Raw genomic sequence first — 25,650 nt, 5'->3', positions numbered from 1 at the left:
CGTGCGCCCGGACGCCTGCGTCACAGGCACCCCTCGCGCCCCACCGGGCGCCGCCACAGCACCACCCGAGCCGAACCGACGGCACACCTCCACAGCAGCAGCACTCCCCGACGTAACCCTCAGGCGTCCGGTCCCCCGGACGCTCTCCGCCGGAGGCACACCGTGAAGGAAATCCTGGACGCGATCCAGTCGCAGGACGCCACGTCCGCCGACTTCGCGAACATCAAGCTCCCCGAGTCGTACCGGGCCGTCACCGTCCACAAGGACGAGGCCGAGATGTTCGCCGGAGTCGCCAGCCGCGACAAGGACCCCCGCAAGTCGCTCCACCTGGACCAGGTCCCGCTCCCCGAGCTCGGCCCGGGCGAGGCCCTCGTCGCCGTCATGGCCAGCTCCGTGAACTACAACTCGGTCTGGACCTCGATCTTCGAGCCCGTCTCCACCTTCGGCTTCCTGGAGCGCTACGGGCGGCTCTCGGAGCTCACCAAGCGCCACGACCTGCCGTACCACGTCATCGGTTCCGACCTCGCGGGCGTCGTCCTGCGCACCGGCCCGGGCGTCAACGCCTGGACCCCCGGCGACGAGGTCGTCGCGCACTGCCTCTCGGTCGAGCTGGAGTCCTCCGACGGCCACAACGACACGATGCTCGACCCCGAGCAGCGCATCTGGGGCTTCGAGACCAACTTCGGCGGCCTCGCCGAGATCGCGCTCGTCAAGTCCAACCAGCTGATGCCGAAGCCGAAGCACCTCAGCTGGGAGGAGGCCGCCGCCCCCGGCCTGGTCAACTCCACCGCCTACCGCCAGCTGGTCTCCCGCAACGGCGCCGGCATGAAGCAGGGCGACAACGTCCTCATCTGGGGCGCCTCCGGCGGCCTCGGCTCGTACGCCACCCAGTTCGCCCTGGCCGGCGGCGCCAACCCGATCTGCGTCGTCTCCTCCCCCGAGAAGGCCGACATCTGCCGGGCCATGGGCGCCGAGGCGGTCATCGACCGCAACGCCGAGGGCTACAAGTTCTGGAAGGACGAGCGGACCCAGGACCCGCGCGAGTGGAAGCGGTTCGGCTCCAAGATCCGCGAGTTCACCGGCGGCGAGGACATCGACATCGTCTTCGAGCACCCCGGCCGCGAGACCTTCGGCGCCTCCGTCTACGTCACCCGCAAGGGCGGCACCATCACCACCTGCGCCTCGACCTCGGGCTACATGCACGAGTACGACAACCGCTACCTGTGGATGTCGCTGAAGCGGATCATCGGCTCGCACTTCGCCAACTACCGCGAGGCGTGGGAGGCCAACCGCCTGATCGCCAAGGGCAAGATCCACCCCACGCTCTCGAAGACGTACTCGCTGGAGGAGACCGGCCAGGCGGCGTACGACGTCCACCGCAACCTGCACCAGGGCAAGGTCGGCGTCCTCGCGCTCGCGCCCCAGGAGGGCCTCGGCGTGCGCGACGAGGAGCTGCGGGCCAAGCACATCGACGCCATCAACCGCTTCCGCAACATCTGAGCCGGGGACCGCACATGACTGAGCGCCAGAAGGACCGGCCGTGGCTCATGCGGACCTACGCCGGTCACTCGACCGCCGAGGCGTCCAACGAGCTGTACCGGCGCAACCTCGCCAAGGGGCAGACCGGCCTGTCGGTCGCCTTCGACCTGCCGACCCAGACGGGCTACGACCCCGACCACGTCCTCGCCCGCGGCGAGGTCGGCCGGGTCGGCGTCCCGGTCTCGCACCTCGGTGACATGCGCCGGCTGTTCCAGGACATCCCCCTGGAGCAGATGAACACCTCGATGACCATCAACGCCACGGCGATGTGGCTCCTGGCGCTCTACCAGGTGGCCGCCGAGGAGCAGGGTGCGGACATCACCAAGCTCCAGGGCACCACCCAGAACGACATCGTGAAGGAGTACCTGTCGCGCGGGACGCACGTCTTCCCGCCCGGCCCCTCGCTCCGCCTCACGACGGACATGATCGCGTACACGGTCAACAACATCCCGAAGTGGAACCCGATCAACATCTGCAGCTACCACCTGCAGGAGGCGGGGGCCACTCCGGTCCAGGAGATCTCGTACGCGATGTCCACCGCCATCGCGGTCCTCGACTCCGTCCGCGCCTCGGGCCAGGTGCCCGAGGAGCGGTTCGGCGAGGTCGTCGCCCGCATCTCCTTCTTCGTGAACGCGGGCGTCCGCTTCATCGAGGAGATGTGCAAGATGCGCGCCTTCGGTCGCATCTGGGACAAGATCACGCTGGAGCGGTACGGCATCCAGGACGCCAAGCAGCGGCGCTTCCGCTACGGCGTCCAGGTCAACTCGCTCGGCCTCACCGAGGCCCAGCCGGAGAACAACGTCCAGCGCATCGTCCTGGAGATGCTGGCCGTCACCCTCTCCAAGGACGCCCGCGCCCGCGCCGTCCAGCTCCCGGCCTGGAACGAGGCCCTGGGCCTCCCCCGGCCCTGGGACCAGCAGTGGTCCCTGCGCATCCAGCAGGTCCTCGCCCACGAGTCCGACCTCCTGGAGTACGAGGACATCTTCGCCGGCTCCCACGTCGTCGAGGCCAAGGTCGACGCCCTCGTCACCGAGTGCCTCGCCGAGATCGACCGGATCCAGGAGATGGGCGGCGCCATGGCCGCCGTCGAGTCCGGCTACCTCAAGGCCCAGCTGGTCTCCTCGCACGCCGAGCGGCGCGCCCGGATCGAGTCCGGCGAGGACAAGATCGTCGGCGTCAACGTCTTCGAGACGACCGAGCCCAACCCGCTCACCGCCGACCTCGACACCGCCATCCAGACCGTCGACCCGGCCGTCGAGGCCCGGGTGGTCGAGGCCGTCACCCGCTGGCGCGCCGAGCGGCAGGAGTCCACGGACCGCCAGGGCAACGGCGACCCGTTCGTCTTCCCGACCACCCAGCAGGCCCTGGAGCAGCTCAAGGAGGCCGCGCGGGGCACCGAGAACCTCATGGAGGCCACCCTGGAGTGCGCCCGCGCCGGTGTCACCACCGGCGAGTGGGCCGGGGCGCTGCGCGAGGTCTTCGGCGAGTACCGCGCCCCCACCGGCGTCTCCTCCGCCCCGGTCGCCGTGCCGGCCGAGTCCGGGTCGCCGCTGGCCGAGGTCCGCCGCAAGGTCGACCGGACCGCCGAGGACCTGGGCATCGGCAAGCTCCGCTTCCTGGTCGGCAAGCCGGGCCTGGACGGGCACTCCAACGGCGCCGAGCAGATCGCCGTGCGGGCCCGCGACGCCGGCTTCGAGGTGGTCTACCAGGGCATCCGGCTGACCCCGGAGCAGATCGTGGACGCCGCCCTGGAGGAGGACGTGCACGCCGTCGGCCTGTCGATCCTCTCCGGCTCGCACGCCCAGCTCGTCCCGGACGTCCTGGACCGGCTGAAGCAGGCCGGCGCGACCGACATCCCGGTCGTGGTCGGCGGCATCATCCCGAACGCCGACGGCGAGGAACTGCGCCGCGCGGGCGTCGCGGCGGTCTTCACGCCGAAGGACTTCGGCATCACGGAGATCATCGGCCGTATCGTCGACGAGATCCGGAAAGCCAACAAGCTCCGCCCCGTGGAAGAAAACGAAAGTACGGAGGTCCCCGCATGACCAGCCCCGCGTCCCCGGTGAACCGGCTGCGCCCCCGCCGCTCCTGCCTCGCGGTGCCCGGCTCCAACCCGCGTTTCCTGGAGAAGGCCCAGGGCCTCGCCGCCGACCAGGTCTTCCTCGACCTGGAGGACGCCTGCGCCCCGCTGGCCAAGCCCGAGGCCCGCCACACCATCGTGAAGTTCCTGAACGAGGGCGACTGGACCGGCAAGACCCGCGTGGTCCGCGTCAACGACTGGACGACCCACTGGACGTACCGCGACGTCGTCACGGTCGTCGAGGGCGCCGGCCAGAACCTCGACTGCATCATGCTGCCGAAGGTCCAGGACGCCCAGCAGATCGTCGCGCTCGACCTGCTGCTCACCCAGATCGAGAAGACCATGGGCTTCGAGGTCGGCAAGATCGGCATCGAGGCGCAGATCGAGAACGCCCAGGGCCTGAACAACGTCAACGCGATCGCGCAGGCGTCCCAGCGCGTCGAGACGATCATCTTCGGCCCGGCCGACTTCATGGCCTCCATCAACATGAAGTCCCTGGTCGTGGGCGAGCAGCCGCCCGGCTACCCGGCGGACGCGTACCACCACATCCTGATGAGCATCCTGATGGCGGCCCGCGCCAACAACCTCCAGGCGATCGACGGCCCCTACCTCCAGATCCGCAACCAGGAGGGGTACCGCGCGGTCGCGCAGCGCGCCGCCGCCCTGGGCTTCGACGGCAAGTGGGTGCTCCACCCGGACCAGGTCGCCGCCGCGAACGAGATCTTCTCGCCCTCGCAGGAGGACTACGACCACGCCGAGCTGATCCTCGACGCGTACGACTACTACACCTCCGAGGCGGGCGGGAAGAAGGGCTCCGCGATGCTCGGCGACGAGATGATCGACGAGGCCTCCCGCAAGATGGCCCTGGTCATCTCCGGCAAGGGCCGCGCCGCCGGCATGCAGCGCACCAGCAAGTTCGAGATCCCGGAGGCGTAGGGCCATGCAGTTCGGACGTACCTATGAGGAGTTCGAGGTCGGTGCCGTCTACAAGCACTGGCCCGGGAAGACGGTCACCGAGTACGACGACCACCTCTTCTGCCTCCTCACCATGAACCACCACCCGCTGCACATGGACGTGAACTACGCGGAGAACACGACCGACTTCAAGCGGAACGTGGTGGTCGGCAACTACATCTACTCGCTGCTGCTCGGCATGTCCGTGCCGGACGTCTCCGGCAAGGCCATCGCCAACCTGGAGATCGAGTCGCTGCGGCACGTGGCGCCGACCTTCCACGGCGACACGATCTACGGCGAGACCACCGTCCTCGACAAGACCCCGTCGAAGTCGAAGACGGACCGCGGGATCGTGTACGTCGAGACCAAGGGCTACAAGCAGGACGGCACCCTCGTCTGCGTCTTCCGCCGCAAGGTGATGGTCCCGACCGCCGAGTACACCGACGCGCGCGGCGGCGAGCAGCCCGGCCGCCCCGAGCTCATCGAGCCTTCCAAGAAGTCGGAGAAGTAGTCATGGCGCGACTCGCCCAGACCCACGGTCTGACCGACGTCCAGCAGGAGATCCTCGCCACCGTGCGGGACTTCGTCGACAAGGAGATCATCCCTGTCGCGACCGAGCTGGAGCACCGCGACGAGTACCCCCAGCAGATCGTGGACGGGCTCAAGGAGCTCGGCGTCTTCGGCCTGATGATCCCCGAGGAGTACGGGGGCCTGGGCGAGTCGCTGCTCACCTACGCGCTCTGCGTGGAGGAGATCGCCCGCGGCTGGATGTCGGTCTCCGGCATCATCAACACCCACTTCATCGTCGCGTACATGCTGAAGCAGCACGGCACCCAGGAGCAGAAGGAGTACTTCCTTCCGCGGATGGCGGCCGGCGAGACGCGCGGCGCGTTCTCGATGTCGGAGCCGGGCCTCGGCTCGGACGTGTCGGCCATCACGTCGAAGGCGGTGAAGGAGGGCGACGAGTACGTCCTCAACGGCCAGAAGATGTGGCTGACCAACGGCGGCACGTCCACGCTGGTGGCCGTGCTCGTCCGGAGTGACGAAGGCCACCCGGAGGGCACCGCGCCCCACAAGTCGATGACGACCTTCCTCGTCGAGAAGGAGCCCGGCTTCGGAGAGGTCCGCCCCGGCCTCACCATCCCCGGCAAGATCGACAAGATGGGCTACAAGGGCGTCGACACGACCGAGCTCGTCATGGACAACCTGCGCATTCCGGCCAATCGGGTTCTCGGCGGGGTCACCGGCCGAGGGTTTTACCAAATGATGGACGGTGTCGAGGTGGGCCGCGTGAACGTGGCGGCCCGTGGTTGCGGCGTCGCTCAGCGTGCTTTCGAACTGGGCGTCCAGTATGCCCAGCAGCGTCAGACTTTCGGAAAGCCGATCGCCCAGCACCAGGCCATCCAGTTCAAGCTGGCCGAAATGGCTACCAAGGTCGAGGCCGCCCATGCCATGATGGTGAACGCAGCACGCAAAAAGGACTCCGGGGAACGAAACGACCTCGAAGCGGGGATGGCGAAGTACCTCGCCTCCGAATACTGCAAGGAGGTCGTGGAGGATGCCTTCCGCATTCACGGCGGCTACGGGTTCTCGAAGGAGTACGAGATCGAGCGACTCTACCGCGAGGCGCCGATGCTGCTCATCGGTGAAGGTACCGCCGAGATCCAGAAAATGATCATTGGCCGCCGCCTCCTGGAGGAGTACCGGTTCCAGGGCTGATTGTCGGTTTTGAGTTGATTCGGCCGCGAAGAAGATCACACCCCGTGTTCGTCTTCCGGCCGTCGACTCGGTTCCTGGCTTGCCCAGTTGCGCCCCGCAACCGATAGCATCGCCGGAAAGCCGCCGTCCCCCCGTTGCCAGCGCGGCATCATCCGCTACGAAGGTCATCCATGCCCCACAGCCCAAACTCTGCACACCGCGACAGCCTCAAGGGCGCACGCATCGCACGCGGAGCATCGCCGTGGCTCCTGCCGACCGTCGCCACGGCGGCGCTCAGCCTCGCGCGCTCCGGCCGTTCGAAGCGCGCCCGCGCGATCGCCGTGCCGACCACCGCGCTCGCGGCCGGCATGCTGTGGTTCTTCCGCGACCCCGAGCGCGAGATCGCTCAGGGCCGGGTCATCTCCCCCGCCGACGGCGTGGTGCAGAGCATCATGCCGTGGAAGGACGGGCGCACCCGGGTCGCCATCTTCATGAGCCCGCTGAACGTGCACGTCAACCGTGCGCCGATGGCCGGCACGGTGACCTCGGTGGAGCACGTCCCGGGTGGCTTCGTCCCGGCCTTCAACAAGGAGTCCGAGAACAACGAGCGCGTCGTCTGGCACTTCGACACCGAGCTCGGTGACATCGAGATGATCCAGATCGCGGGTGCCGTGGCGCGGCGCATCGTGCCGTACATCCCGCAGGGGACGAAGGTCGAGCAGGGTGACCGCATCGGTCTGATCCGCTTCGGCTCGCGCGTCGACATCTACCTCCCGGAGGGTGTCGAGGTCGCCGTCGAGGTCGGGCAGACCACGACCGCGGGGGTGACTCGCATTGACCGTGATTGATCCCGACACACGAGCCGCCGACTGGGCCGCCGACGCCGAGGCGCGGGCGGCCGAAGAGGCGGAGGAGATGCCGCTGTCGCTGAGGCTGTCCATAGCGGACGCCCTCACGCTCGGTAACGCCACGTGTGGCTTCATGGCGGTGTACTTCACCACCACGGGCATCCTGATCCCGCACCTCACCGGCAGCACGGAGACCGGGATGGCGCGCAACAGCGCGGCCACCGCGGTGATACTGATGCTGTGCGCGGCGATCTTCGACCTCTTCGACGGCATCGTGGCGCGCAAGCTCCGCAGCTCGCCGATGGGCGCCGAGCTCGACAACCTCTCGGACCTGATCAGCTTCGGTCTGGCCCCGGCGTACTTCGTGCTCGTCTACGGCATGGTCGCGGACGACGCGCAGCAGAAGGTCTCGGCGGTCGCCGCGATCGTGGTGCTGCTCGCGGTGGTGCTGCGCCTCGCGCGGTTCTCCTGCGTGACGATGAAGGACGGCATGTTCCAGGGCATGCCGAGCCCCTTCGGCGCGCTGACGGTCGTCTCGATCATCCTGCTTGAGCTCCCCTTCATCCCGACGCTGCTGGCGATCATCGGCACCGCGTGGCTGATGGTGAGCCGGGTCGAGTACCCCAAGCCGCGGGGCGTCCTCGCGGCGGCCATGCTCAGCTGGATCGTCGGGGCGATGGCCATGCTGGCCGCGTGGGCCTTCGACGCCCCCGGCGGTCAGTTCCTGCTCCAGACCGGGTGCGCCCTCCAGGTCGTGCTGGGCGCCGTGATCCCCCTCTTCGCGACGGCCCGCCGGGTGAACACCTTCCGCGGCAACCGCCGCGAGAGCCGGGAGGCGCGGCAGGCGGAGGCGGCGCAGCTGCGCTGACCCCCCGTCCTACGGAACGGCCGAAGGGCCCGGAAGCACCGCGCTTCCGGGCCCTTCGTCATGCCGCCAGGACCTTGTAGTAGAGGGTCGTGGGGCGCAGGACCCCGGCCGGGTCGGCGGCGTACTCCGGGATGGTGCCGGCCACCGTCCAGCCCGCTCCCCGGTACAGCCGCTCGGCGGGGCTGCCGGTCTGGGTGTCCAGGACGAGGAGGGTGAGGCCGGTGGCGGCCGCGTGGGCCTCGGCGGCGGCCAGGAGCCGGCGGCCGAGCCCCCGGCCGCGGGCCGAGCGGTGGACGAGGAGCCGGGCTATCTCGCCGCGGTGCCGGCCGTTGGCGGTGCCGGTACGCAGGAGGGTGACGGCCCCGGTGACGGCGCCGTCCGGCCCGAAGGCCGCCCACACGTCCCGGGTGCCCGCGGTCCCGGCCCACCAGGCGGCCGCCTCGGCGGGCTCCACGGGCGCCAGGAAGCCCACGGAGGCGCCGCCGTCCACGGCGTCCACGAGGAGCGCGGCGAGCCCCTCCGTGTGCCGCCGTACGGCGTCGGGGCCGAGGAACTCGACGCGGTCGCCGGGGGCGAGGCGCTTCTCCAGGCACAGCAGCCCGGGGCGGTCGTCCCAGGACGGGGCGGGCTCGAAGCCGAGCTTGCGGTAGAGGGCGAGGGGGCCCCGCCGCCACTCCCAGACGGTGAGCCGGACGCGCTCGGCCCCGGCCGCGGCGGCCCGGCGCAGCGCCTCGCCCATCAGCGCGCCGGCGAGTCCCCGGCCGCGGGCCTCCGGTTCGACCCACACCCGCTTGACCTCGGGCACCGGCCCGGCCTTCAGGACGAGGCAGCCGACGGCCTCGCCCGTCTCCGGGGCGGTGGCGAGCAGCACGGTGTCGGCGGCGAAGGCGGCGACGGGGTCCTCGGCCTCGGCGCGGCGGGCGGCCGGGAGGTCGGCGGGCCCGGTCACCGCGGCGCCCTTCTCGGCCTCGGTGGCCAGGTGGTAGGCGGTGAGCAGGGCGGGCAGGCCGGCATGGGCGGCGTTCTCCTCGATCAGGACGTTCATCGTCCGAGCATCACACCGGGAGGTTTCCGCCAGGTGACACGCCCGCGGGGGGAGGACGGGCCCCGTCCTCCCCCCGCGGGCGTGTCGGCGCCGGTCAGGGGGCGTAGGTCTCGGCCGCCTCCGCGGCGAAGGGCTGGCGGACCGTACGCATCCCGCCGGGGACCTTCTTGTCGGGCTGGAGGATGACGGACTGGCGCGACGACGGGGCCTTCGGGTCGCTGAAGTCGTGGGTCATGCCGAAGCCGGGGTCGTGGGCGCTGAGGATGAGGAGCGCCTTGGCGACGCCCTCGCGGCTGAGGTCGCCCTTCTCGCACGCCTTCCTCAGGATCTCGCCGAAGGCGGACACGGCGGTCCAGCCGGCGACGACGCCGTTGTCGAGGCCGTCGTCCGGGTAGGCGGCCGCGTAGTCGGCGGCGAGCTTCTTCGCGACCGGGGTGTCGGCGCCGATGGGGAGGCTCGGGGAGGCGAACCAGTACATCTTCTCCAGGGCGGGGCCGGCCTGGGTGCCGAGGAGCTGGGGGGCGAAGGCGGAGTTGTTGCCGACGACGGGGACGCGGAGGCCGGTCGCGGCGGCCACGCCGACCAGGGAGGCGGCCTGGCGCGGTCCGGCGCTGACGAGGACGGCCTTCACGCCGGCCTGCTTGAGGGCGGCGACCTGCGCCGACATGTCGTTGTCGGTGGGCTTGATCTTCTGCTCGACGACGGTCAGACCGGTCTTCTCGGCGGCGTGCTTCGAGCCCTTGAGGGCGTTCTCCCCGTAGTCGCCCTCGAAGTAGACGTGCCCGAGCTTGTCGCCCTTCTTCAGGCCCTTCTCGGTGACGAGGAAGTCGACCGCGTTGATCGTCTCGACGTCGTAGGTGGCGCCGAGGACGCGGATGTACGGGGAGCCGAGGAGCGAGGCCGACCAGGCCTGCGGCATGACCAGGCCCTTGTCCTGGCCGTCGACGCGCTGCTTGACGGCGGCGACGAACGGGGAGCCGATGAACTGGGGGTAGCCGACGACCTTGGGCTCCAGCTCGGTGTAGGCGGCGAGCGCCTTCTGCGGGTCGTAGCCGTGGTCGCGGACGGTCAGCTCCAGCTTGCGGCCGCAGATGCCGCCGGCGGCGTTGACCTGCTTCACGTACAGCTGCTGGGCCTGGGTGACGCTCTTGCCGAGGGTGGCGTACACGCCGGTCATGTCGGTGAGCGCGCCGAGGGTGATGGTGGTGTCGGTGACGCCCTCGCCGGTCTTGATCCCACCGGCGCCGGTCTCCTTGCCGTCGCCGGTCTTCGCCTTGGAGCTGCATCCCGCCGCGGTGAGCGCGACCAGGGTGGCGAGCGCCGCGGCGAGGCCCCGCACGGCCGCCTGTCGTCTGTGGGTCATCGAGTCTCCCCTGAGGGTCGGTGGATCGGGGTTCGCACGACGAGCCTCGCGAGGCCGCCGGGCAGGAAGAGGACGGTGCCGACGACGGCGGCGCCGTAGAGGTAGCGGGCGGCCTCGCCGGGGGCGATGCCGCCGGTGCCCGGGGCGGAGACCAGGGGCAGGGCTTCGGCGTACCGGTTCAGGAGCTGGGGCAGCAGGGCGACGAAGATGCCGCCCGCGACGGCTCCGGCGACGGAGCCGAGGCCGCCGATGACGATCATCGCCAGGTACTCCAGGGAGAGCGCCATGCCGAAGTACTCGGGCACGGTCCGCTGGAAGACCAGGGCGAGCAGGACGCCGGCGAGGCCCGCGTACATGGAGGACAGGACGAAGACGGCGGCGCGGTGCCGGGCGACCGGGATGCCCATGACGCCGGCGGCGATCCGGTGGTCGCGGATGGCGTTCATGGCGCGCCCGGGGCGGCCCCTAAGCACCCCGCGGGCGAACAGCACCCCGCCGAGGAGCAGCGCCAGTCCGAGGTACCAGAGCTTCTCGACGGCGCCGAAGGGCACCTGGGCGACGAGGACCTCGGTGTCGTCGAAGGTGAGGCCGAAGAGGTTCAGCGGCGGGACGGCGCGGCCGTTGTAGCCGCCGGTGAGGTCGTGGGCGTTGAAGAGGACGTGCTGGCCGATGAAGATCAGCGCGAGGGTGGCGATGCCGAGGTAGGCACCGTGCAGCCGGCCCGCGATGGGGCTGAACGCCCCGCCGGCGAGCCCCGCGAGGCCGACGGCGAGGACGGCGGCGAGCCAGCCGGGCAGGCCGAGGCCGGCGAGCCCGTCTCCGCCGTCGCCGGCGAGGGCGCAGTAGCCGTAGGCGCCGACGGCGAGGAAGAAGGCGTGGCCCATGGAGAGCTGGCCGGTGGCGCCGGTGAGGAGGTTGATGCCGACGGCGCCGATGGCGGCGGCGATGGCGAAGAGCCCGGCCTGGAGCCAGAAGCGTTCCAGGTAGAAGGGGAGGAGGAGGGCGACGATGCCGCCGAGGCCGGTGGCGGCCCAGGCGTACGCCCTGGCGGGGGTCCTGCGGCGCTCAGACACGGGCGAGCTCCTTCGTGCCGAAGAGGCCGGCCGGGCGGATCAGCAGCACGGCGACCATCACCAGGTAGGGGGCGAGGTCGCCGATCCCGCGGCCGAGGAAGGCCAGGTCGGACTGGTAGCCGGTGGCGAGGGACTCGGTGACGCCGACGATCAGTCCGCCGGCGAGCGCGCCGGTGGTGGAGTCGAGGCCGCCGAGGATCGCGGCGGGGAAGGCCTTGAGGGCGGCGAGCGAGGTGCTCTTCTCCAGGCCGGGGGTGGGGAAGACGGTGAGGAAGAGCGCGGCGACGGCGGCCAGGCCCCCGGCGACCGCCCAGGCACCGAGCGAGACCCTGCCGAGCCGGACGCCCATCAGGGCGGCGGTCTCCTGGCTCTCGGCGGCGGCCCGCATGGCCACGCCCCAGGAGGTGTGCCGGAAGGCGAGCAGGAAGGCGGTGATGAGGAGGGCGGCGGCGAGCAGGGCGGCGATCCGGGTCTCGGCGATCGTCACCGGGCCGAGGGTGACGACGGCGTCGCCCCACGGGTCGCCGAGGGCGAGGATGTCGGTGCCGATCCGGCGGGTCAGCTCGGTGGCGAGGAGGATGTCGACGCCGATGGTGACGATGGCGAGGACGCTGTGGTCGGTGCCCCGGTGGCGGCGCATGACGAGGAACTCGACGGCGGCGCCGACGACGGCCGCGCCCGCGACGCCGGCGGCCAGCGCGGGCCAGAAGCCGAGCGGTTCGTGGAGGACGGCGACGAGGTAGCCGCCGGCCAGGAGCAGTGAGGCGTGGGCGAAGTTGACGACCTCCGTGGCGCGGAAGATGACGACGAAGCCGAGGGCGATGAGGGCGTAGACGGAGCCCAGGGAGAGCCCGTTGATGAGGAACTCCGCGAAGGTGCTCACGCGGCGGTCTCCTCTCCGAGGTAGGCGCGGACGACCGCCGGGTCGTTCTGTACGTCGGCGGGGCTGCCGTCGGCGATGCGGCGGCCGAATTCGAGGACGGTGACGGAGTCGGCTAGCCGCATGACGAGGCCCATGTCGTGCTCGACGAGGAGCACGGAGATGCCGAGGCCGTCGCGGACGCCGGCGATGACGGCGGCGGTGCGGCGGCGTTCGTCGGCGGTCATGCCGGCGACGGGTTCGTCGAGGAGGAGCAGGGTGGGCTCCATGCAGAGGGCGCGGGCCAGCTCGGCGAGCTTCTGCTGGCCGTACGGGAGCGAGCCCGCGGGTTTCGTCAGCTGGTCGCCGAGGCCGACGAAGTCGGCGATCTCGCGGACGCGGGCCCGGTGCCGGGCCTCCTCGCGGGCGGCGGAGGGCAGCCGGAGCCCGGCGGCGAGGAAGCCGGTGCGGGTGAGCCGGTGGCGGCCGAGCATGAGGCTGTCCTCGACGGTGGCGCGCGGCGGCAGCGCCAGGTTCTGGAAGATCCGGCCGACGCCGAGGTCGGCGATCCTGTGCGGGGGCAGTTCGGTCAGCTCGTGGGTGCCGAGGCGCACGGAGCCGGAGGTGGCCCTGTACACCCCGGAGAGCACGTTGAAGCAGGTGGACTTGCCGGCGCCGTTGGGCCCGATGAGGGCGTGCACGGTGCCGGGGCGGACGGTGAAGTCGACGCCGTCGAGGGCGGTGAGCCCGGCGAAGCGGACGGTGAGGCCGGTGACGGTGAGGGCGGGGACGTCGTCGCGGGCCGGTGCGGCGCCGGGGGCGGGGGTGCGCGGGGCGGGCACGGTCGGCTCGTCCGGGGTGGTCATCTGGGGGTCTCCTTGCGGCGCGGGCCGCGGGCGGGGGCCCGGGCCGCTTCGTCCCAGCGGGACAGGACGGGGTGGGCGGCGCGGGCGCGGGCGGCGTCCTCCGCCGCCTCGGCGTCCACGACGCCGAGGTAGCGGCGGCGGACCTCGTCGGAGGCGGCGAGTTCGTCGGCGGGGCCGGAGAGGGTGACCTCGCCGACCTCCAGGACGTACGCGTGGGAGGCGAGCTTCAGTGCCAGTGCCGCGTTCTGCTCGACGAGGAGGACGGCCGTGCCCTGGGCGTTGATCTCCCGGACGGCGTCGGCGATGCGGGCGGCCATCAGGGGGGCGAGCCCGAGCGAGGGCTCGTCGAGGAGGAGCAGTTCGGGGGCGGCCATGAGGGCGCGGCCGACGGCGAGCATCTGCTGTTCGCCGCCGGAGAGCAGCCCGGCGGGCTGCCGGGCGCGCTCGGCGAGGACGGGGAAGAGCTCGTGGACGCGGCGCAGGGCGGCGGCCTTGGCGGTGCGGTCGCCGCGCCGGGCGAGGCCGCCGGCCCGCAGGTTGTCCTCGACGGTCATGCGGGCGAAGACCTGGCGGCCCTCGGGGACCTGGCAGACGCCGGCGGCGACGACGCGGTCGGGCGGCAGCCCGTCGAGCGGCCGGCCGGCGGCGGCGACCGTGCCGGAGACCACGGCGCCGCCGTGGAACCGCAGGGTGCGCGAGACCGCCCGCAGCAGTGTGGACTTGCCGGCGCCGTTGCCGCCGAGGACGGTGACGACGGCCCCGGCGGGCACGGTCAGCGAGACGCGCCGCAGCGCGTGCACCGGTCCGTATCCCGCCGTCAGGTCCGTCACCGTCAGGGCGGGTGCGGTACCTCCCATGACTCCCCTTTCCCCGGCCGCCGTTGTTACCCGTGCGTGCTACTCGGCCGTTCGGTCGCTCACCCCAGCACCGTGCCGGAGGGTCCGTCCACGTCCGGCGCCGCAAACGCTGCCGGTGACCAGCGGGGCCGCCGGAGGGCTGTGCACGCGCACAACACCGCGCGTCAGGGCGTTGCCGTGGGGGCGCCAGGCGGTGGATGCTCCCGGCATGGGACGGCGCAGACGGCGGACCGGTGACGACTGGAAGGTGCTCGCCCACGCGTGCACGGCGCTTCTGGAGCGGGTGCCGGAACTGGTGGACGAGCATCTGGCGGAACTGCACGCGTACGAGCCCGCCTACGGGCGGATCGTGCCGTACGACCAGCACTGGCAGGAGGCGCACGAGGCGATCAGGATCGGCATCGAGATGATCTCGGCTCCCCGGCACTCGCCCCGGCGGGACCTGGAGCACGCGGAGCTGATGGGCCGGCGGCGGGCCGAGCAGGGCATGCCGCTGGAGCTGGTGGTGCACGCGTACCGGCACGCGGGGCACCTGGTGTGGGACGCGCTGATCGAGGGCGCGGGCCCGGACGCGGCCCAGCTGGCGGCGCTGATGCAGTCGGCGACGACCGTCTGGTCGGCGGTGGACGCGCAGGCGGACCGGGCCTCGGAGGCGTACCGGGCGACGGAGGCGGAGCTGCGGCGGCGCACGGACGAGCAGCTCCAGGCGCTCCTCGACGCCCTCCTCGAAGGCGAGCGGACGCCGGAGATGGTGGCGCGGGCGGCGGCGGGCCTGGACCTGCCGGAGCTGGGGCGGTACGCGGTGGTGGTGCTGCGGCCGGACCGCCGGGAGGATCGGGAGCCCTTCCACCGCCAGGTGCGGGCGGAGGGGCTGCGGTTCCTGTGGCGGATGCGGGCGGACTGCGAGATCGGGGTGGTGGCGCTCGCCGACGGCACGGGCCTCGACGCGCTGGCGGATGTCCTCGACGGGCGGGCCCCGGGCCCGGGCGGCATCAGCCCGGTCGTCACGGGCCTGACGGAGCTGGGCCGCGCCCGCCGCCTCGCCGAACTCGCCCTGCGCACCTGCCCGCCCGGCAGCCGGCAGGTGGTCCGCCTGGACCGGCGGATGGCGGGCGCCCTGATCGTCGGCCGCCCCGACCTGGCCGAACTCCTCGTCACGGACGTCCTCGGCGGCCTCCTGGAACTGGACCCGGCGGACCGCGCGGTCCTCCTGGAGACCCTGGACGCCTGGCTGGACTGCGAGGGCTCGGCGGGCCGGGCGGCCGGCCGCCTCTACTGCCACCGCAACACGGTCTTCAACCGGCTGCGGCGCCTGGAGCAGCTGACGTCCCGGTCGCTGTCCCGCCCGCGGGACCTCACCGAGATGACCCTGGCGCTGGACGCGTTCCGGCTGACGGCGCAGGGGTGAGACGTCGGGGCCGGGCCCCCGGGGGCGCCCGGCCGTGCGAGGACTACGCCAGGAAGTCCCGGGCGATGTCCGCCGCGACCCGCTCCAGGAGGGGGCCGGCGTTCGGGATGGACCTGGCGGGGTCGGGCTCCAGGGCGGAGAGGGGGTAGGCGCGGCGGATGCCGGCGGCGCCCAGGGTCTCCGGCGGGAGGGCGAGGCGGCCGCAGACGGCGACGACCTCCTTGCCGGCCGCGCGGGCGGCGGCGGCGACGCCCGCGGGGGCCTTGCCGTGGAGGGTCTGCTCGTCGAGGGAGCCCTCGCCGGTGATGACCAGGGTGGCGCGCTCCAGGGCGGGGGCGAAGCCGAGGACCTCCAGCATCAGCTCGATGCCGGGGCGGAAGCTCGCGCCGAGGAGGAGGGCGCCGTAGCCGATGCCGCCGGCGCCGCCGGCGCCGGGCGAGGCGGCGAGCTCGGTGGCCTTCGGGCCGATCGCCTTCTCCAGGACCTGGGCGTAGTGCGCGAGGGCCGCGTCCAGGGTGTCGACGTCCTCGGGCGTGGCGCCCTTCTGCGGGCCGTAGACGGCGGGCGCGCCCTTGGGGCCGGTCAGCGGGTTGTCGACGTCGCTGGCGAGGATGAACTCGACGCCGGCGAAGCGCGGGTCGAGGGCGGTCAGGTCGGCGGAGGCGAGCTCCGCGAGGGCCGCGCCGCCGGGGCCGACGGGCTCGCCGGCCGCGTCGAAGAAGCGGGCGCCGAGCGCGGCGAGCATGCCGGCGCCGCCGTCGGTGGTGGCGCTGCCGCCCACGCCGAAGACGATCGTGGTGGCGCCCGCGTCGAGCGCCGCGCGCAGCAGCTCGCCGGAGCCGTACGTCGTGGCGGTCAGCGGGGCGAACGTACCGGCGGGGAGGAGCTGGAGGCCGGACGCCTCCGCCATCTCGACGACCGCGGTGGTGCCGCGCAGCGCGAACGCGGCGGTGACCGGATCGCCGACCGGTCCCGTGACCCGTACCTCGTGGCGGTCGAAGCCCGCCGCGACGGCCGCCGCGACCGTGCCGTCGCCGCCGTCGGCGACGGGCAGGGCCTCGACCGAGAGGCCGGGGACGACCTTCCGGAGCCCCGCCGTGACCCGCTCCGCGACCTGCACGGCCGTGAGCGAGCCCTTGAACTTGTCGGCCGCCACGAGCACGTGAGCGACCTGAGTTGCTGCTCCGTCCGTCACCTTGCATCCCTTGCTTTCGAACAGGCAGTCGCGCCAGGGCCGACCCTATCCGTACGGCCAGACGGCGTGCCACCCCCGGATAAAGCGAAATGTCCCACCATAGTGGGCTCACATGAGCACGGATATGAACGAGGCGCCGTCTCCGGATCACGTACCGGAACGGCACACGCCCGACGCGCAGGTCATCGGGATCGGCGTGGCCGCCGTCGTCGGGGTGGTCGGCTGGGCGGCGCTCGGCAAGGACTCCTTCGACAGCGCCTCCTCCGCCGCCCTCTCCTGGGTCCTGTCCAACTTCGCCTGGCTGTTCGTGGTCGCCGCGGACGCCTTCCTGGTGCTGTGCGTGGTGCTCGCCCTGAGCCGGTACGGCCGGATCCGGCTCGGCGCGGACGACTCGGAGCCGGAGTTCACGAACCTGGCGTGGATCGCGATGATGTTCAGCGCCGGCATGGGCATCGGCCTGATGTTCTACGGCGTCGGCGAGCCGCTCCAGCACTTCCTGAGCCCGCCGCCGGACAGCGGCGCCCCGGCCGGCACGGGCGCAGCGGCCCGGACGGCGATGGAGTACTCCTTCTTCCACTGGACGCTGACCCCGTGGGCGATCTACGGCATCGCCGGCCTCGCCCTGGCGTACGCGGGCTTCCGCAAGGGCCGCGGCAACCGGCTGAGCAGCGCCTTCGTGCCGCTCCTCGGCGAGCGCCGGGCCGCGTCCTGGCAGGGCAGGGCGATCGACCTGCTCGCGGTCTTCGCGACCGTCTTCGGCACGGCGACCAGTCTGGGCCTGGGGGCGCTCCAGGTGGCGGAGGGGCTGAACCTCACGCTGGGCGTCGAGGACTCCACGGCCACCGAGCTGATCATCATCGCCTCGCTGTCGGCGGCGTTCGTCCTGTCGGCCTTCTCGGGCCTGCACAAGGGCGTGAAGTGGCTGTCGACGCTGAACATCGTGCTCGCCGCCTGCCTGGCGCTCTTCGTCTTCCTGCTCGGCCCGACCGTCTACGTCCTGGACACCGTCCCGGCCTCGGCCGGCGGCTACCTCCACGAGCTGCTGCCGATGGCGAGCCGCACCGGCGCGTTCACCGACCGCGACTGGCTGGGCGCCTGGACGATCTTCTACTGGGCGTGGTGGCTGTCCTGGGCGCCCTTCGTCGGCACGTTCATCGCCCGGATCTCGCGCGGCCGGACGATCCGGGAGTTCCTGATGGGCGTGCTGCTCGTGCCGTCCGGGGCGACGGTCGTCTGGTTCTGCGTGATGGGCGGCACCGCGATCCGCCTGGAGTCGACCGGCGAGGCCGACCTGGCGACGGCGGTGAAGGACGGGGCGGAGGCCTCGCTCTTCGCGATGCTGGAGGCGCTGCCGCTCGGCACGGTCACCTCGGTCGTGGCGATGCTCCTGGTGATGACCTACTTCGTCACCAGCGCCGACTCGGCCTCGCTCGTCATGGGCTCGCTGACCAGCCGCGGCTCGCTGCACCCGCCGACCTGGCTGGTGGTCACCTGGGGCGTGCTCATGGCGGCCGTCGCGGCGGTGCTGCTGGTCGCGGGCGGCCTGAACTCGCTCCAGACGGCGACGATCCTGGTGGCCCTGCCGTTCGTGGTGGTCATGCTGGTGCTCTGCTGGGCGCTGGTGCGGGAGCTCCGCGAGGACCCGGGTGCGGGCCCGGCCCGCCACCACGCCCTGCACGGGATGCGGGACGCGGTGCGGGCCCTGGTCGGCGAGGCGATGACCGAGCAGGGCGGCGGCTCCCGGCACCACCGGCTGCGCCGCGCGGCCCGCTCCCGCGCCGACGTGGAGGGCGGCGAGCCGCCGCGGGAGGGCGGGGCGTGACGGGCGGCGCGACCGCGGATCGGCCGTCGGCCGCCGGACCCGGCCTCGCCTACCGGATCCTCGGCGGCCGGACCGGTCGCCGGGGTGCCGTGCGGGGCGGCGGCGATCCCGCCGCGGCGGCCGGAGCCGCCGCGCGACCGGGTGCGCGGCGCGACCGGGTGCGCGGCGCGACCGGGTGCGCGGCGCGGTGGACGGCTTCGACGGGGCGAGTGTCCGCCAACCCGCCGGGCGGACGCTCCGCCTGGCTACGCTGGCGCCGTGACTGTCACCGATTACGCCACGTACATCGCCGGCCTCCCCCGGGTCCTCGCCGGTGCCGCCGTGCTCTTCCGGGACGGCCGGGGGCGGATCCTCGTCGTGCGGCCGACCTACCGCGAGGGCTGGGTCCTGCCGGGCGGCACGGTCGAGTCCGACGCGGGCGAGACGCCCCGGCAGGCGGCCCGCCGGGAGACCCTGGAGGAGATCGGTCTGGACGTGCCGCCGGGGCCGCTGATCGCGGTGGACTGGGCGCAGGGACCGGCCCGGCCGCCGGTGGTGGCCTACCTGTACGACGGCGGGGTGCTCTCCGAGGAGCGGTTCGCGGAGATCCGGCTCCAGGAGGCCGAGCTGGTCTCCTGGAAGCTGATCGAGCCGTCCGAGGTGCCGGGCCACCTCCAGGGCAGCCTGGGCCCCCGGGTGCTGGCCGGCCTGCGCGCCCTGGCCGACGGGAGCGGTCCGGCGGAACTGGTGAACGGCCTGCCCGCCGACGCCTGACGTCCCGTCACCGAGGCGCCGCGGGGCGGATGTGGGGCCTTCCCCGTCCCGGTCGTGGGAGCTCGTGACCGCCGCGGGCGTCAGCGGCGTCGCGAAGGCCGCCGGCGGGATCCCGGCGGCGAGGACGCCGGAGCAGCCGCCGGTGACCGGCCGGGCGCGCCGGTCCGGTCCCGGTCCGCGGGGCGGTCATCCCTGCGGGGGCTCCGGGGGCAGCATCTCGCCGGTGCGGTTCGCCTCGTCGCGGGTGGCGGTCCTCGCCTCCGTGCGGTGGCCGCGCGCGATGTAGTCGCGGACGACGGCCTCCACGGCGTCCTGCGGGCTGCCGACGCCCGCCAGGACCATGACTTCCACGACGAGTTCGGCGTCGAGCGCGATGTTCACCTTGGCCATGTGCGGAACCTAGCACCGGGAAACCCGGTCGCGGGAGCCGGTCCGGGGTGCCTACCCTCCCGCCATGACGATGGTCGCGATCCTCAGCGGTGCCGGTATTTCCACGGACTCGGGCATCCCGGACTACCGGGGGCCGAACGGCCTGTGGCGGCGGGACCCCGAGGCCGAACGGCTGGTCACCTACGGGCCGTACATGGCCGATCCGGAGGTCCGCCGCCGCTCCTGGCTGATGCGGCGCGACGCCCCGGTCCTGACGGCGGAGCCCAACGCGGCGCACCGCGCGATCGCGGCGTACGAGCGGACCGGGAACGCGCTGCGGGTGATCACGCAGAATGTGGACGGTCTGCACCAGGCCGCCGGGGTGCCGGACCGCAAGGTGTTCGAACTGCACGGCACCGCCCGGTCGGTGGTGTGCACGGCCTGCCACGCCCGCTCGCCGATGGCCGAGGCCCTGGAACGCCTGGACGCCGGCGACCCGGACCCCGCCTGCCGGGACTGCGGCGGGATCCTGAAGCCGGCGACCGTGATGTTCGGGCAGCGGCTCGACCCGGTGGTCCTCGGCAACGCGATGTCGGTGGCCAAGGCGGCCGAGGTGTTCGTCGCGGTCGGCACGAGCCTCCAGGTGCAGCCCGCGGCCTCGCTGGCCGGGATCGCGGCCGAGCACGGGGCCCGGCTGATCATCGTGAACGCCGAGCCGACCCCGTACGACCCGCTCGCCGCCGAGGTCCTGCGCGAGCCGATCGGCACGGCCCTGCCGGCGCTCCTGGAGCGGCTGGGCTAGGGCCTGTCCGACCTTTGGCGTCGGATCAGGCCGGGTCGTCCGGTGTGTGCGCCCGGCGTGCGGCCGGGGCGTCCTCGTAGCGGAGCTGCTTGGGCGTTTCTGCCGTGCGGCGAGCGTGCGCGCCGGGCGGGCCGGACCCGACGGGAACGGTCGGACAGGCCCTAGAACAGCGCGTCCGGGGCGGCGGCGCCCGACTCGAAGGCGAGCAGCCGCTGCTTGCGCTCCAGGCCGCCGCCGTAGCCGGTGAGGCTGCCGCCGGAGCCGATGACGCGGTGGCAGGGGACGATGACGCTGACGGGGTTCTTGCCGTTGGCGAGGCCGACCGCGCGGGAGGCGCTGGGGCTGCCGAGCGCCTCGGCGAGTTCGCCGTACGTGCGGGTCTCCCCGTACGGGATGAGCCGGAGCTGCTCCCAGACGCGCAGCTGGAACGGGGTGCCCTCCAGGTGGAGCGGCAGGTCGAACTCGGTGAGCTCGCCGTCGAAGTAGGCGTCGAGCTGGCGGATCACCTCGCCGAACGGGCGGGGGTCGCGCGCGCCGAAGCTCTCCTCGGGCGGGCGGTGGCGCTGGCCGGTCATGTGGACGCGGCTGAGGACGCCGTCGACGGCCACCAGGGTCAGCGGCTCGTAGGGGCTGTCCACGACCGTGTGCACGACCGTGCGGGACGTGGTGGTGCGGGGCATGGCGGAACTTCCTTACGCGGGGAGGTGGTTGATGGGGTGGCTGTCGGTCGCCCACAGGTACTGGACGGCGTACGCGCGCCAGGGCGCCCAGTCGGCGGAGCGGGCGGTGAGCGCGCCGGGGGTGCCGGGCAGGCCGAGTCCCACGGCGGCGCGGCGGATTCCGAGGTCGCCGGGAAGGAAGGCGTCGGGGTCGCCGAGCGCGCGCATGGCGATGATCTCGGTGGTCCAGGGGCCGAAGCCGGGCAGCGCGAGCAGCCGGGCGCGGGTCTCGGCCCGGTCGGTGTCGGGGCCGAGGGAGAGGGTGCCGTCGGCGAGCGCGCCGACGAGGGACAGCAGGGTGGCGCGGCGGCTGCGGGGCAGGGCCAGGGTCTCGGGGTCGAGCCCGGCGAGCGCGCCGGGGGTCGGGAAGAGGTGGGTGAGGCCGCCCTCGGGGTCCTCGACGGGCACGCCGTGGGCGGTGACGAGCCGGGCCGCGTGGGTGCGGGCGGCGGCCGTGGACACCTGCTGGCCGAGGACGGCCCGGACCGCGAACTCGGCCGGGTCGACGGTGCCCGGGACGCGCCGGCCGGGTGCCCCGTCGACGAGCGGGGCGAGCAACGGGTCGGCGCGCAGCCGGTCGTCGACGGCGACGGGGTCGGCGTCGAGGTCGAGGAGGCGGCGGCAGCGGCTGATCGCGTGGGTGAGGTCGCGGGGGTCGGTGAGCGAGAGCCGGCAGGCGACGTGGTCGGGGCGCGGGGTGAGGGCGACGATCCCGTGCCCGTACGGAAGGGCGAGGGTGCGGCGGTAGGCACCGTCGCGCCACTCCTCGACGCCGGGGACGGCGGTGGCGGCGAGGTGGCCGAAGAGGTTGGACGGCTCCAGCGGGGCGCGGAAGGGCAGCCGGAGGCTGATCACGCCGGGCGGGTGGGGCGCGGCCGGCCCGGCGGCGCGGGCGCGCAGTTCGCCGGGGCTGAGGTCGAAGACCTGGCGGACGGTGTCGTTGAAGGAGCGGATGGAGGAGAAGCCGGCGGCGAAGGCGATCTCGGCGAAGGGCAGCGCCGTCGTCTCGACGAGGGTGCGGGCGGTCTGGGCTCGCTGGGCGCGGGCCAGGGCGAGCGGGCCCGCGCCCAGCTCGGCGAGGAGCTGGCGCTCGACCTGCCGGGTGGACCAGCCGAGCCGCCGGGCGAGACCGGGGACGCCCTCCCGGTCGACGACCCCGTCCTGGATCAGGCGGACGGCGCGGGCGACGGCGTCCGCCCGCACGTTCCACTCCGGGGAGCCGGGGCTGGTGTCGGGCCGGCACCGCTTGCAGGCCCGGAAGCCGGCCCGCTGGCAGGCGGCGGCGCTGGGGTGGAACTCCATGTTCTCGGGCTTGGGCGGGACGGCCGGGCAGCTGGGACGGCAGTAGATCCGGGTGGTGCGGACCGCGGTGAAGAAGACGCCGTCGAAGCGGGCGTCCTTGGACTGGACGGCCCGCACGCAGCGCTCGGTCTCGGTGTGCATGGATCCAGGATCGAGGGTGCGCGGACCCTCGGGCTGGCAGAAAAACGACATGGACGTTCAGCCGGAGACCGGCACCGTCCGGAAGTGGGTGGTGATCCGCCCCGCGTCGTCGAGGACGTGGAAGGCGACACCGGGCGGGGTGTCCAGGTGGACGTGCGGGCTGTCGGGGCCCGGGTGCTCCCAGGGCAGCCGGATGGTGGAGGCGGTGCCGGGGGCGACGAGCAGCGGGCGGCCGGCGAAGGTGGTGGCGGCGGCGGTGTGGGCGTGGCCGGCGAGGAAGGCGGTGAGGTGGGGGTGGCGGGCGGCGAGCGCGGCGAGCCGGTCCTCGCCGTACTGCCGGATCTCGTCGACGTACGGGGTGTGCAGCGGCACCGGCGGGTGGTGGAAGGCGACGAGGACGGGCGTGTCGCGCGGGGTGTCGGTGAGGACGCGGTCCAGCCGCTCCAGGGTGGTGTCCTCCAGGTGGCCGTCGTGCTTGCCGGGGATCGAGGAGTCGCAGACGGCGAGGACGAAGCCGTCGCCGCGCAGCACCTGGTCGACGGGGGCGGTGGGTGCCGGGTCGCCGTCCTCGTGGAGCAGCGGCGCGAGGCCGGCCCGGAAGGCGGCGCGGTCGTCGTGGTTGCCGGGGCAGACGACGAGCGGGTGGCGGCCGGTCAGGAGCGCGCGGGCGGCGTCGTACTCGGCGGGGGCTCCGTGGTCGGCGATGTCGCCGGAGACGAGGACGGCCGCCAGGTCGTACGGGAGCTCCTCCAGGTGGCGCAGGACGGCGCGGGTGCGCGCGGTGGCGCGCTCCTCCGCGTCGATGTGGGTGTCGCTGACGTGGGCGATGACGATCACGGGTGGGCCTCCGGCGGTCGGGGTGAACGGTGGTTCACCCGACCGACCGTACGGTGATCACGACGGGGCGCGTAAGGGCCACCGCCCGGCGGGACGGCCCTTCCGGCTCACGCGAAGCGGGTGGGGTCCCCGGCGCCGACGCGGACGATCTCGGGATCGCCGCTGGAGAAGTCGACGACGGTGGTGGGGACGGTGCCGCAGTCCCCGGAGTCGAGGACGGCGTCGACCTGGTGGTCGAGGCGCTCCTTGATCTCCCAGCCCTGGGTGAGCGGCTCCTCCTCGTCGGGCAGCAGGAGGGTGCTGGAGAGCAGGGGTTCGCCGAGTGACGCGAGCAGCGCCTGGGTGACGACGTGGTCGGGGATGCGGACGCCGACGGTCTTCTTCTTCGGGTGGAGGAGCTGCCGGGGCACCTCCTTGGTGCCGGGCAGGATGAAGGTGTACGCGCCGGGGACGGCGGACTTGACGGCCCGGAAGACCCGGTTGTCGATGTGCACGAGCTGGCCGAGCTGGGCGAAGTCCGCGCACATGAGGGTGAAGTGGTGCCGGTCGTCGAGGCGGCGGATCTCCCGGATGCGGGTGAGCCCCTCGTGGTTGCCGATCCGGCTGCCGAGGGCGTAGCAGGAGTCGGTGGGGTAGGCGATGAGCCCGCCCTTGCGGATCGAGTCGGCCACGCCGTCGATGATGCGCGGCTGCGGGTTCTCGGGGTGCACGTCGATGTACTTCGCCATGGGCCGAGTCTAGGTTCCCCGGCCGTCGAGGGTTCTGAGGTGGCGCCAGACGGCCTTGGCGGCGTTGTGCCCGGACATGCCGTGGACGCCGGGGCCGGGCGGGGTGGCGGAGGAGCAGAGGAAGACCGCGGGGTGGGGGGTGCGGTACGGCCAGGGAGAGAGGGTGGGGCGCAGCACGAGCTGGAGGCCTCGGGCGGCGCCGCAGGCGATGTCGCCGCCGATGTAGTTGGCGTTGCGCGCGGCGAGTTCGGGCGGTCCGGCGGTGGCGCGGGCGAGGATCCGGTCGCGGAAGCCGGGGGCGAAGCGCTCGATCTGCCGCTCGATCGCGTCGGTGAGGTCGCCGCGCCAGCCGTTGGGCACGTGGCCGTACGCCCAGAAGACGTGCTTGCCCCCGGGGGCGCGGGACGGGTCGACGAGGCTGGGCTGGGCGGTGATGAGGAACGGCGTGTCGGGGGCGGAGCCGGAGGAGGCCTGGCGCAGGGCGGTGTCGATGGCGCGGGCGGTGGGCCCGACCTGGACGGTGCCGGCCCGGCGGGCGGCCTCGGCGGTCCACGGCACGGGCCCGTCGAGGGCGTAGTCGATCTTGAAGGCGGAGGCGCCGTACCGGTAGTGGGCGTAGTGGTGGGCGCCGAAGCCGGTGATGCGGGCGAGGGCGGTGGGCGAGGTGTCGAAGAGGTAGGCGCGGGCGGGCGGCAGGTCGTCGAGGCGCTTGACCTCGTAGCCGGTGTGGACGGTGCCGCCGAGCTCGGTGAGGTACGCGGTGAGGGCGTCCGGGATCGCCTGGGAGCCGCCGCGGGGCACGGGCCAGCCGACGGCGTGCGCGGCGAGCGCGAAGACGAGGCCGACGGCGGAGGTGGCGAAGCCGTCGAGCGGCGCGATGACGTGGCCGACCAGGCCGGCGAAGAGGGCGCGGGCCTTCTCGTCGCGGAAGCGGCGCAGCAGCCAGGTGGAGGGCGGCAGTCCGGTGAGACCGAAGCGGGCGAGACCGACCGGGTCGCGGGGCAGCGCAGTGAGCGGCAGCTGCATGAAGTCGCGGAAGAGCGTCTCCCAGCGGCCGAGGAAGGGGGTGACGAGCCGGCGGTAGGCGCCGGCGTCGCGCGGCCCGAGGGAGGCGGCGGTCTCGGCGACGGAGCGGGAGAGGACGGCGGCGGTGCCGTCGTCCCAGGGGTGCGCCATGGGCAGTTCGGGGTGGAGCCACTCCAGGCCGTACCGGTCGAGCGGCATGGTCCGGAAGACCGGCGAGCCGGCGCCGAGCGGGTGGACGGCGGAGCAGGGGTCGTGGCGGAAGCCGGGGAGGGTCAGTTCCTCGGTGCGGGCTCCGCCGCCGACGGTCTCCTTCGCCTCGAACACGGCCACCGAGTGGCCGCGGCGGGCCAGCTCCACGGCGGCGGTCAGTCCGTTGGGCCCGGCCCCCACGACGACGGCGTCGAGCAGTGACGTCACCTCGGGCTCCTCACGTCGGCCGGCGGTTCGGCAGGGCCAGGATAGGCCCGCCCGCTCCGGCGGTGGCGGCTCGGCTCCGGC

General features: G+C 73.2%; 24 protein-coding genes. 11 read left to right on the top strand and 13 right to left on the bottom strand.

Annotation, left to right across the window (positions count from 1 at the left end; genetic code table 11):
* The first annotated feature begins 162 nt into the window (after window positions 1-162).
* From ccrA to pssA, 7 genes are all read left to right on the top strand, one after another.
* A complete protein-coding gene (gene ccrA / locus IE245_RS07835) occupies window positions 163-1,500 on the top strand; it encodes a crotonyl-CoA carboxylase/reductase (protein WP_189946018.1) in 1,338 nt (445 codons plus the stop codon).
* 14 nt (window positions 1,501-1,514) lie between these two features.
* Entirely contained in the window at window positions 1,515-3,584 is a 2,070-nt protein-coding gene (locus IE245_RS07830) for an ethylmalonyl-CoA mutase (protein WP_189946017.1), read from the top strand.
* Window positions 3,581-4,555: an HpcH/HpaI aldolase/citrate lyase family protein gene (locus IE245_RS07825; protein WP_189946016.1), complete on the top strand. Its 975-nt coding sequence runs from the start codon at window positions 3,581-3,583 to the stop codon at window positions 4,553-4,555. Before IE245_RS07830 ends, IE245_RS07825 begins: the two co-directional genes overlap by 4 nt.
* A 4-nt stretch (window positions 4,556-4,559) precedes the next feature.
* Window positions 4,560-5,084, top strand: coding sequence for a MaoC family dehydratase (locus tag IE245_RS07820; RefSeq protein ID WP_189946015.1), 525 nt, complete (start codon window positions 4,560-4,562; stop codon window positions 5,082-5,084).
* Window positions 5,085-5,086: 2 nt separating this feature from the next.
* Complete coding sequence (locus IE245_RS07815; protein ID WP_189946014.1) at window positions 5,087-6,292, top strand: acyl-CoA dehydrogenase family protein; 1,206 nt, start codon at window positions 5,087-5,089, stop codon at window positions 6,290-6,292.
* A gap of 170 nt (window positions 6,293-6,462) precedes the next feature.
* Window positions 6,463-7,119 carry a phosphatidylserine decarboxylase gene (locus tag IE245_RS07810; RefSeq protein WP_169089696.1) on the top strand — a complete coding sequence of 219 codons (657 nt, stop codon included), beginning with the start codon at window positions 6,463-6,465 and terminating at the stop codon, window positions 7,117-7,119.
* Window positions 7,112-7,987 (top strand): CDP-diacylglycerol--serine O-phosphatidyltransferase, encoded by an 876-nt coding sequence (pssA, locus tag IE245_RS07805; RefSeq protein WP_189946143.1) that lies wholly within the window; start codon window positions 7,112-7,114, stop codon window positions 7,985-7,987. Before IE245_RS07810 ends, pssA begins: the two co-directional genes overlap by 8 nt.
* A 58-nt stretch (window positions 7,988-8,045) precedes the next feature.
* Here pssA and IE245_RS38030 read toward each other — a convergent pair whose 3' ends face one another.
* From IE245_RS38030 to IE245_RS07775, 6 genes are all read right to left on the bottom strand, one after another.
* On the bottom strand, window positions 8,046-9,032 hold the full coding sequence (locus IE245_RS38030) for a GNAT family N-acetyltransferase (RefSeq protein ID WP_189946013.1): 987 nt from the start codon (window positions 9,030-9,032) through the stop codon (window positions 8,046-8,048).
* A gap of 94 nt (window positions 9,033-9,126) precedes the next feature.
* Window positions 9,127-10,395, bottom strand: coding sequence for an ABC transporter substrate-binding protein (locus tag IE245_RS07795; protein ID WP_189946012.1), 1,269 nt, complete (start codon window positions 10,393-10,395; stop codon window positions 9,127-9,129).
* A complete protein-coding gene (locus IE245_RS07790) occupies window positions 10,392-11,468 on the bottom strand; it encodes a branched-chain amino acid ABC transporter permease (RefSeq protein ID WP_189946011.1) in 1,077 nt (358 codons plus the stop codon). Before IE245_RS07790 ends, IE245_RS07795 begins: the two co-directional genes overlap by 4 nt.
* Window positions 11,461-12,351, bottom strand: a complete 891-nt coding sequence (locus tag IE245_RS07785; protein ID WP_189946010.1) for a branched-chain amino acid ABC transporter permease — start codon at window positions 12,349-12,351, stop codon at window positions 11,461-11,463. The genes IE245_RS07790 and IE245_RS07785 overlap by 8 nt, the downstream gene beginning before the upstream one ends.
* On the bottom strand, window positions 12,348-13,193 hold the full coding sequence (locus IE245_RS07780) for an ABC transporter ATP-binding protein (protein ID WP_229851130.1): 846 nt from the start codon (window positions 13,191-13,193) through the stop codon (window positions 12,348-12,350). The genes IE245_RS07785 and IE245_RS07780 overlap by 4 nt, the downstream gene beginning before the upstream one ends.
* The gene (locus IE245_RS07775) at window positions 13,190-14,050 is read right to left on the bottom strand and encodes an ABC transporter ATP-binding protein (protein WP_189946009.1); all 861 of its coding nucleotides are present in this window, start codon (window positions 14,048-14,050) and stop codon (window positions 13,190-13,192) included. Before IE245_RS07775 ends, IE245_RS07780 begins: the two co-directional genes overlap by 4 nt.
* Before the next feature lie 208 nt (window positions 14,051-14,258).
* Between IE245_RS07775 and IE245_RS07770 the strand changes: the two genes are divergently transcribed.
* The gene (locus IE245_RS07770) at window positions 14,259-15,458 is read left to right on the top strand and encodes a PucR family transcriptional regulator (RefSeq protein ID WP_189946008.1); all 1,200 of its coding nucleotides are present in this window, start codon (window positions 14,259-14,261) and stop codon (window positions 15,456-15,458) included.
* A gap of 43 nt (window positions 15,459-15,501) precedes the next feature.
* On the opposite strand, the gene IE245_RS07765 is transcribed toward IE245_RS07770, so the two are convergent.
* Entirely contained in the window at window positions 15,502-16,653 is a 1,152-nt protein-coding gene (locus IE245_RS07765) for a glycerate kinase (protein WP_189946007.1), read from the bottom strand.
* A 112-nt stretch (window positions 16,654-16,765) separates the two neighbouring features.
* Here IE245_RS07765 and IE245_RS07760 point away from each other — a divergent pair, with 112 nt between their 5' ends.
* Window positions 16,766-18,475, top strand: coding sequence for a BCCT family transporter (locus IE245_RS07760; protein WP_189946006.1), 1,710 nt, complete (start codon window positions 16,766-16,768; stop codon window positions 18,473-18,475).
* A gap of 258 nt (window positions 18,476-18,733) precedes the next feature.
* A complete protein-coding gene (locus IE245_RS07755; protein WP_189946005.1) occupies window positions 18,734-19,228 on the top strand; it encodes an NUDIX domain-containing protein in 495 nt (164 codons plus the stop codon).
* A gap of 186 nt (window positions 19,229-19,414) precedes the next feature.
* Here the strand turns inward: IE245_RS07755 and IE245_RS07750 are convergent, their stop codons facing one another.
* Window positions 19,415-19,618, bottom strand: a complete 204-nt coding sequence (locus IE245_RS07750) for a type II toxin-antitoxin system VapB family antitoxin (RefSeq protein WP_030497067.1) — start codon at window positions 19,616-19,618, stop codon at window positions 19,415-19,417.
* A gap of 64 nt (window positions 19,619-19,682) precedes the next feature.
* Here IE245_RS07750 and IE245_RS07745 point away from each other — a divergent pair, with 64 nt between their 5' ends.
* A complete protein-coding gene (locus IE245_RS07745) occupies window positions 19,683-20,399 on the top strand; it encodes an SIR2 family NAD-dependent protein deacylase (protein WP_189946004.1) in 717 nt (238 codons plus the stop codon).
* Between the two features lie 161 nt (window positions 20,400-20,560).
* Here IE245_RS07745 and IE245_RS07740 read toward each other — a convergent pair whose 3' ends face one another.
* The 5 genes from IE245_RS07740 to IE245_RS07720 form a co-directional block, all read right to left on the bottom strand.
* Window positions 20,561-21,079 carry a methylated-DNA--[protein]-cysteine S-methyltransferase gene (locus IE245_RS07740; protein WP_189946003.1) on the bottom strand — a complete coding sequence of 173 codons (519 nt, stop codon included), beginning with the start codon at window positions 21,077-21,079 and terminating at the stop codon, window positions 20,561-20,563.
* 12 nt (window positions 21,080-21,091) lie between these two features.
* Window positions 21,092-22,561, bottom strand: coding sequence for an AlkA N-terminal domain-containing protein (locus tag IE245_RS07735; protein WP_189946002.1), 1,470 nt, complete (start codon window positions 22,559-22,561; stop codon window positions 21,092-21,094).
* A gap of 57 nt (window positions 22,562-22,618) precedes the next feature.
* Complete coding sequence (locus IE245_RS07730; protein ID WP_189946001.1) at window positions 22,619-23,398, bottom strand: metallophosphoesterase; 780 nt, start codon at window positions 23,396-23,398, stop codon at window positions 22,619-22,621.
* Window positions 23,399-23,505: 107 nt separating this feature from the next.
* Window positions 23,506-24,126, bottom strand: a complete 621-nt coding sequence (locus tag IE245_RS07725; RefSeq protein ID WP_189946000.1) for an L-threonylcarbamoyladenylate synthase — start codon at window positions 24,124-24,126, stop codon at window positions 23,506-23,508.
* 9 nt (window positions 24,127-24,135) lie between these two features.
* Window positions 24,136-25,569 carry a phytoene desaturase family protein gene (locus IE245_RS07720; protein ID WP_189945999.1) on the bottom strand — a complete coding sequence of 478 codons (1,434 nt, stop codon included), beginning with the start codon at window positions 25,567-25,569 and terminating at the stop codon, window positions 24,136-24,138.
* Window positions 25,570-25,650: the final 81 nt, after the last annotated feature.

This window comes from Streptomyces roseolus, from assembly GCF_014649855.1.
Taxonomy (GTDB): Bacteria; Actinomycetota; Actinomycetes; order Streptomycetales; family Streptomycetaceae; genus Streptomyces; species Streptomyces roseolus.
The sequence above is the reverse complement of the archived record's forward strand: the minus strand, read 5'-3'. Positions and strand labels throughout refer to the sequence as shown.

Coding starts and splice junctions, on each gene's coding strand:
- IE245_RS07795 (WP_189946012.1), bottom strand. CDS start 10,395: ATGACCCACAGACGACAGGCGGCCGTGCGGGGCCTCGCCGCGGCGCTC.
- IE245_RS38030 (WP_189946013.1), bottom strand. CDS start 9,032: ATGAACGTCCTGATCGAGGAGAACGCCGCCCATGCCGGCCTGCCCGCC.
- IE245_RS07775 (WP_189946009.1), bottom strand. CDS start 14,050: ATGGGAGGTACCGCACCCGCCCTGACGGTGACGGACCTGACGGCGGGA.
- IE245_RS07825 (WP_189946016.1), top strand. CDS start 3,581: ATGACCAGCCCCGCGTCCCCGGTGAACCGGCTGCGCCCCCGCCGCTCC.
- IE245_RS07760 (WP_189946006.1), top strand. CDS start 16,766: ATGAGCACGGATATGAACGAGGCGCCGTCTCCGGATCACGTACCGGAA.
- IE245_RS07820 (WP_189946015.1), top strand. CDS start 4,560: ATGCAGTTCGGACGTACCTATGAGGAGTTCGAGGTCGGTGCCGTCTAC.
- IE245_RS07770 (WP_189946008.1), top strand. CDS start 14,259: ATGGGACGGCGCAGACGGCGGACCGGTGACGACTGGAAGGTGCTCGCC.
- IE245_RS07735 (WP_189946002.1), bottom strand. CDS start 22,561: ATGCACACCGAGACCGAGCGCTGCGTGCGGGCCGTCCAGTCCAAGGAC.
- IE245_RS07745 (WP_189946004.1), top strand. CDS start 19,683: ATGACGATGGTCGCGATCCTCAGCGGTGCCGGTATTTCCACGGACTCG.
- IE245_RS07810 (WP_169089696.1), top strand. CDS start 6,463: ATGCCCCACAGCCCAAACTCTGCACACCGCGACAGCCTCAAGGGCGCA.
- IE245_RS07725 (WP_189946000.1), bottom strand. CDS start 24,126: ATGGCGAAGTACATCGACGTGCACCCCGAGAACCCGCAGCCGCGCATC.
- IE245_RS07750 (WP_030497067.1), bottom strand. CDS start 19,618: ATGGCCAAGGTGAACATCGCGCTCGACGCCGAACTCGTCGTGGAAGTC.
- IE245_RS07815 (WP_189946014.1), top strand. CDS start 5,087: ATGGCGCGACTCGCCCAGACCCACGGTCTGACCGACGTCCAGCAGGAG.
- IE245_RS07780 (WP_229851130.1), bottom strand. CDS start 13,193: ATGACCACCCCGGACGAGCCGACCGTGCCCGCCCCGCGCACCCCCGCC.
- IE245_RS07830 (WP_189946017.1), top strand. CDS start 1,515: ATGACTGAGCGCCAGAAGGACCGGCCGTGGCTCATGCGGACCTACGCC.
- IE245_RS07740 (WP_189946003.1), bottom strand. CDS start 21,079: ATGCCCCGCACCACCACGTCCCGCACGGTCGTGCACACGGTCGTGGAC.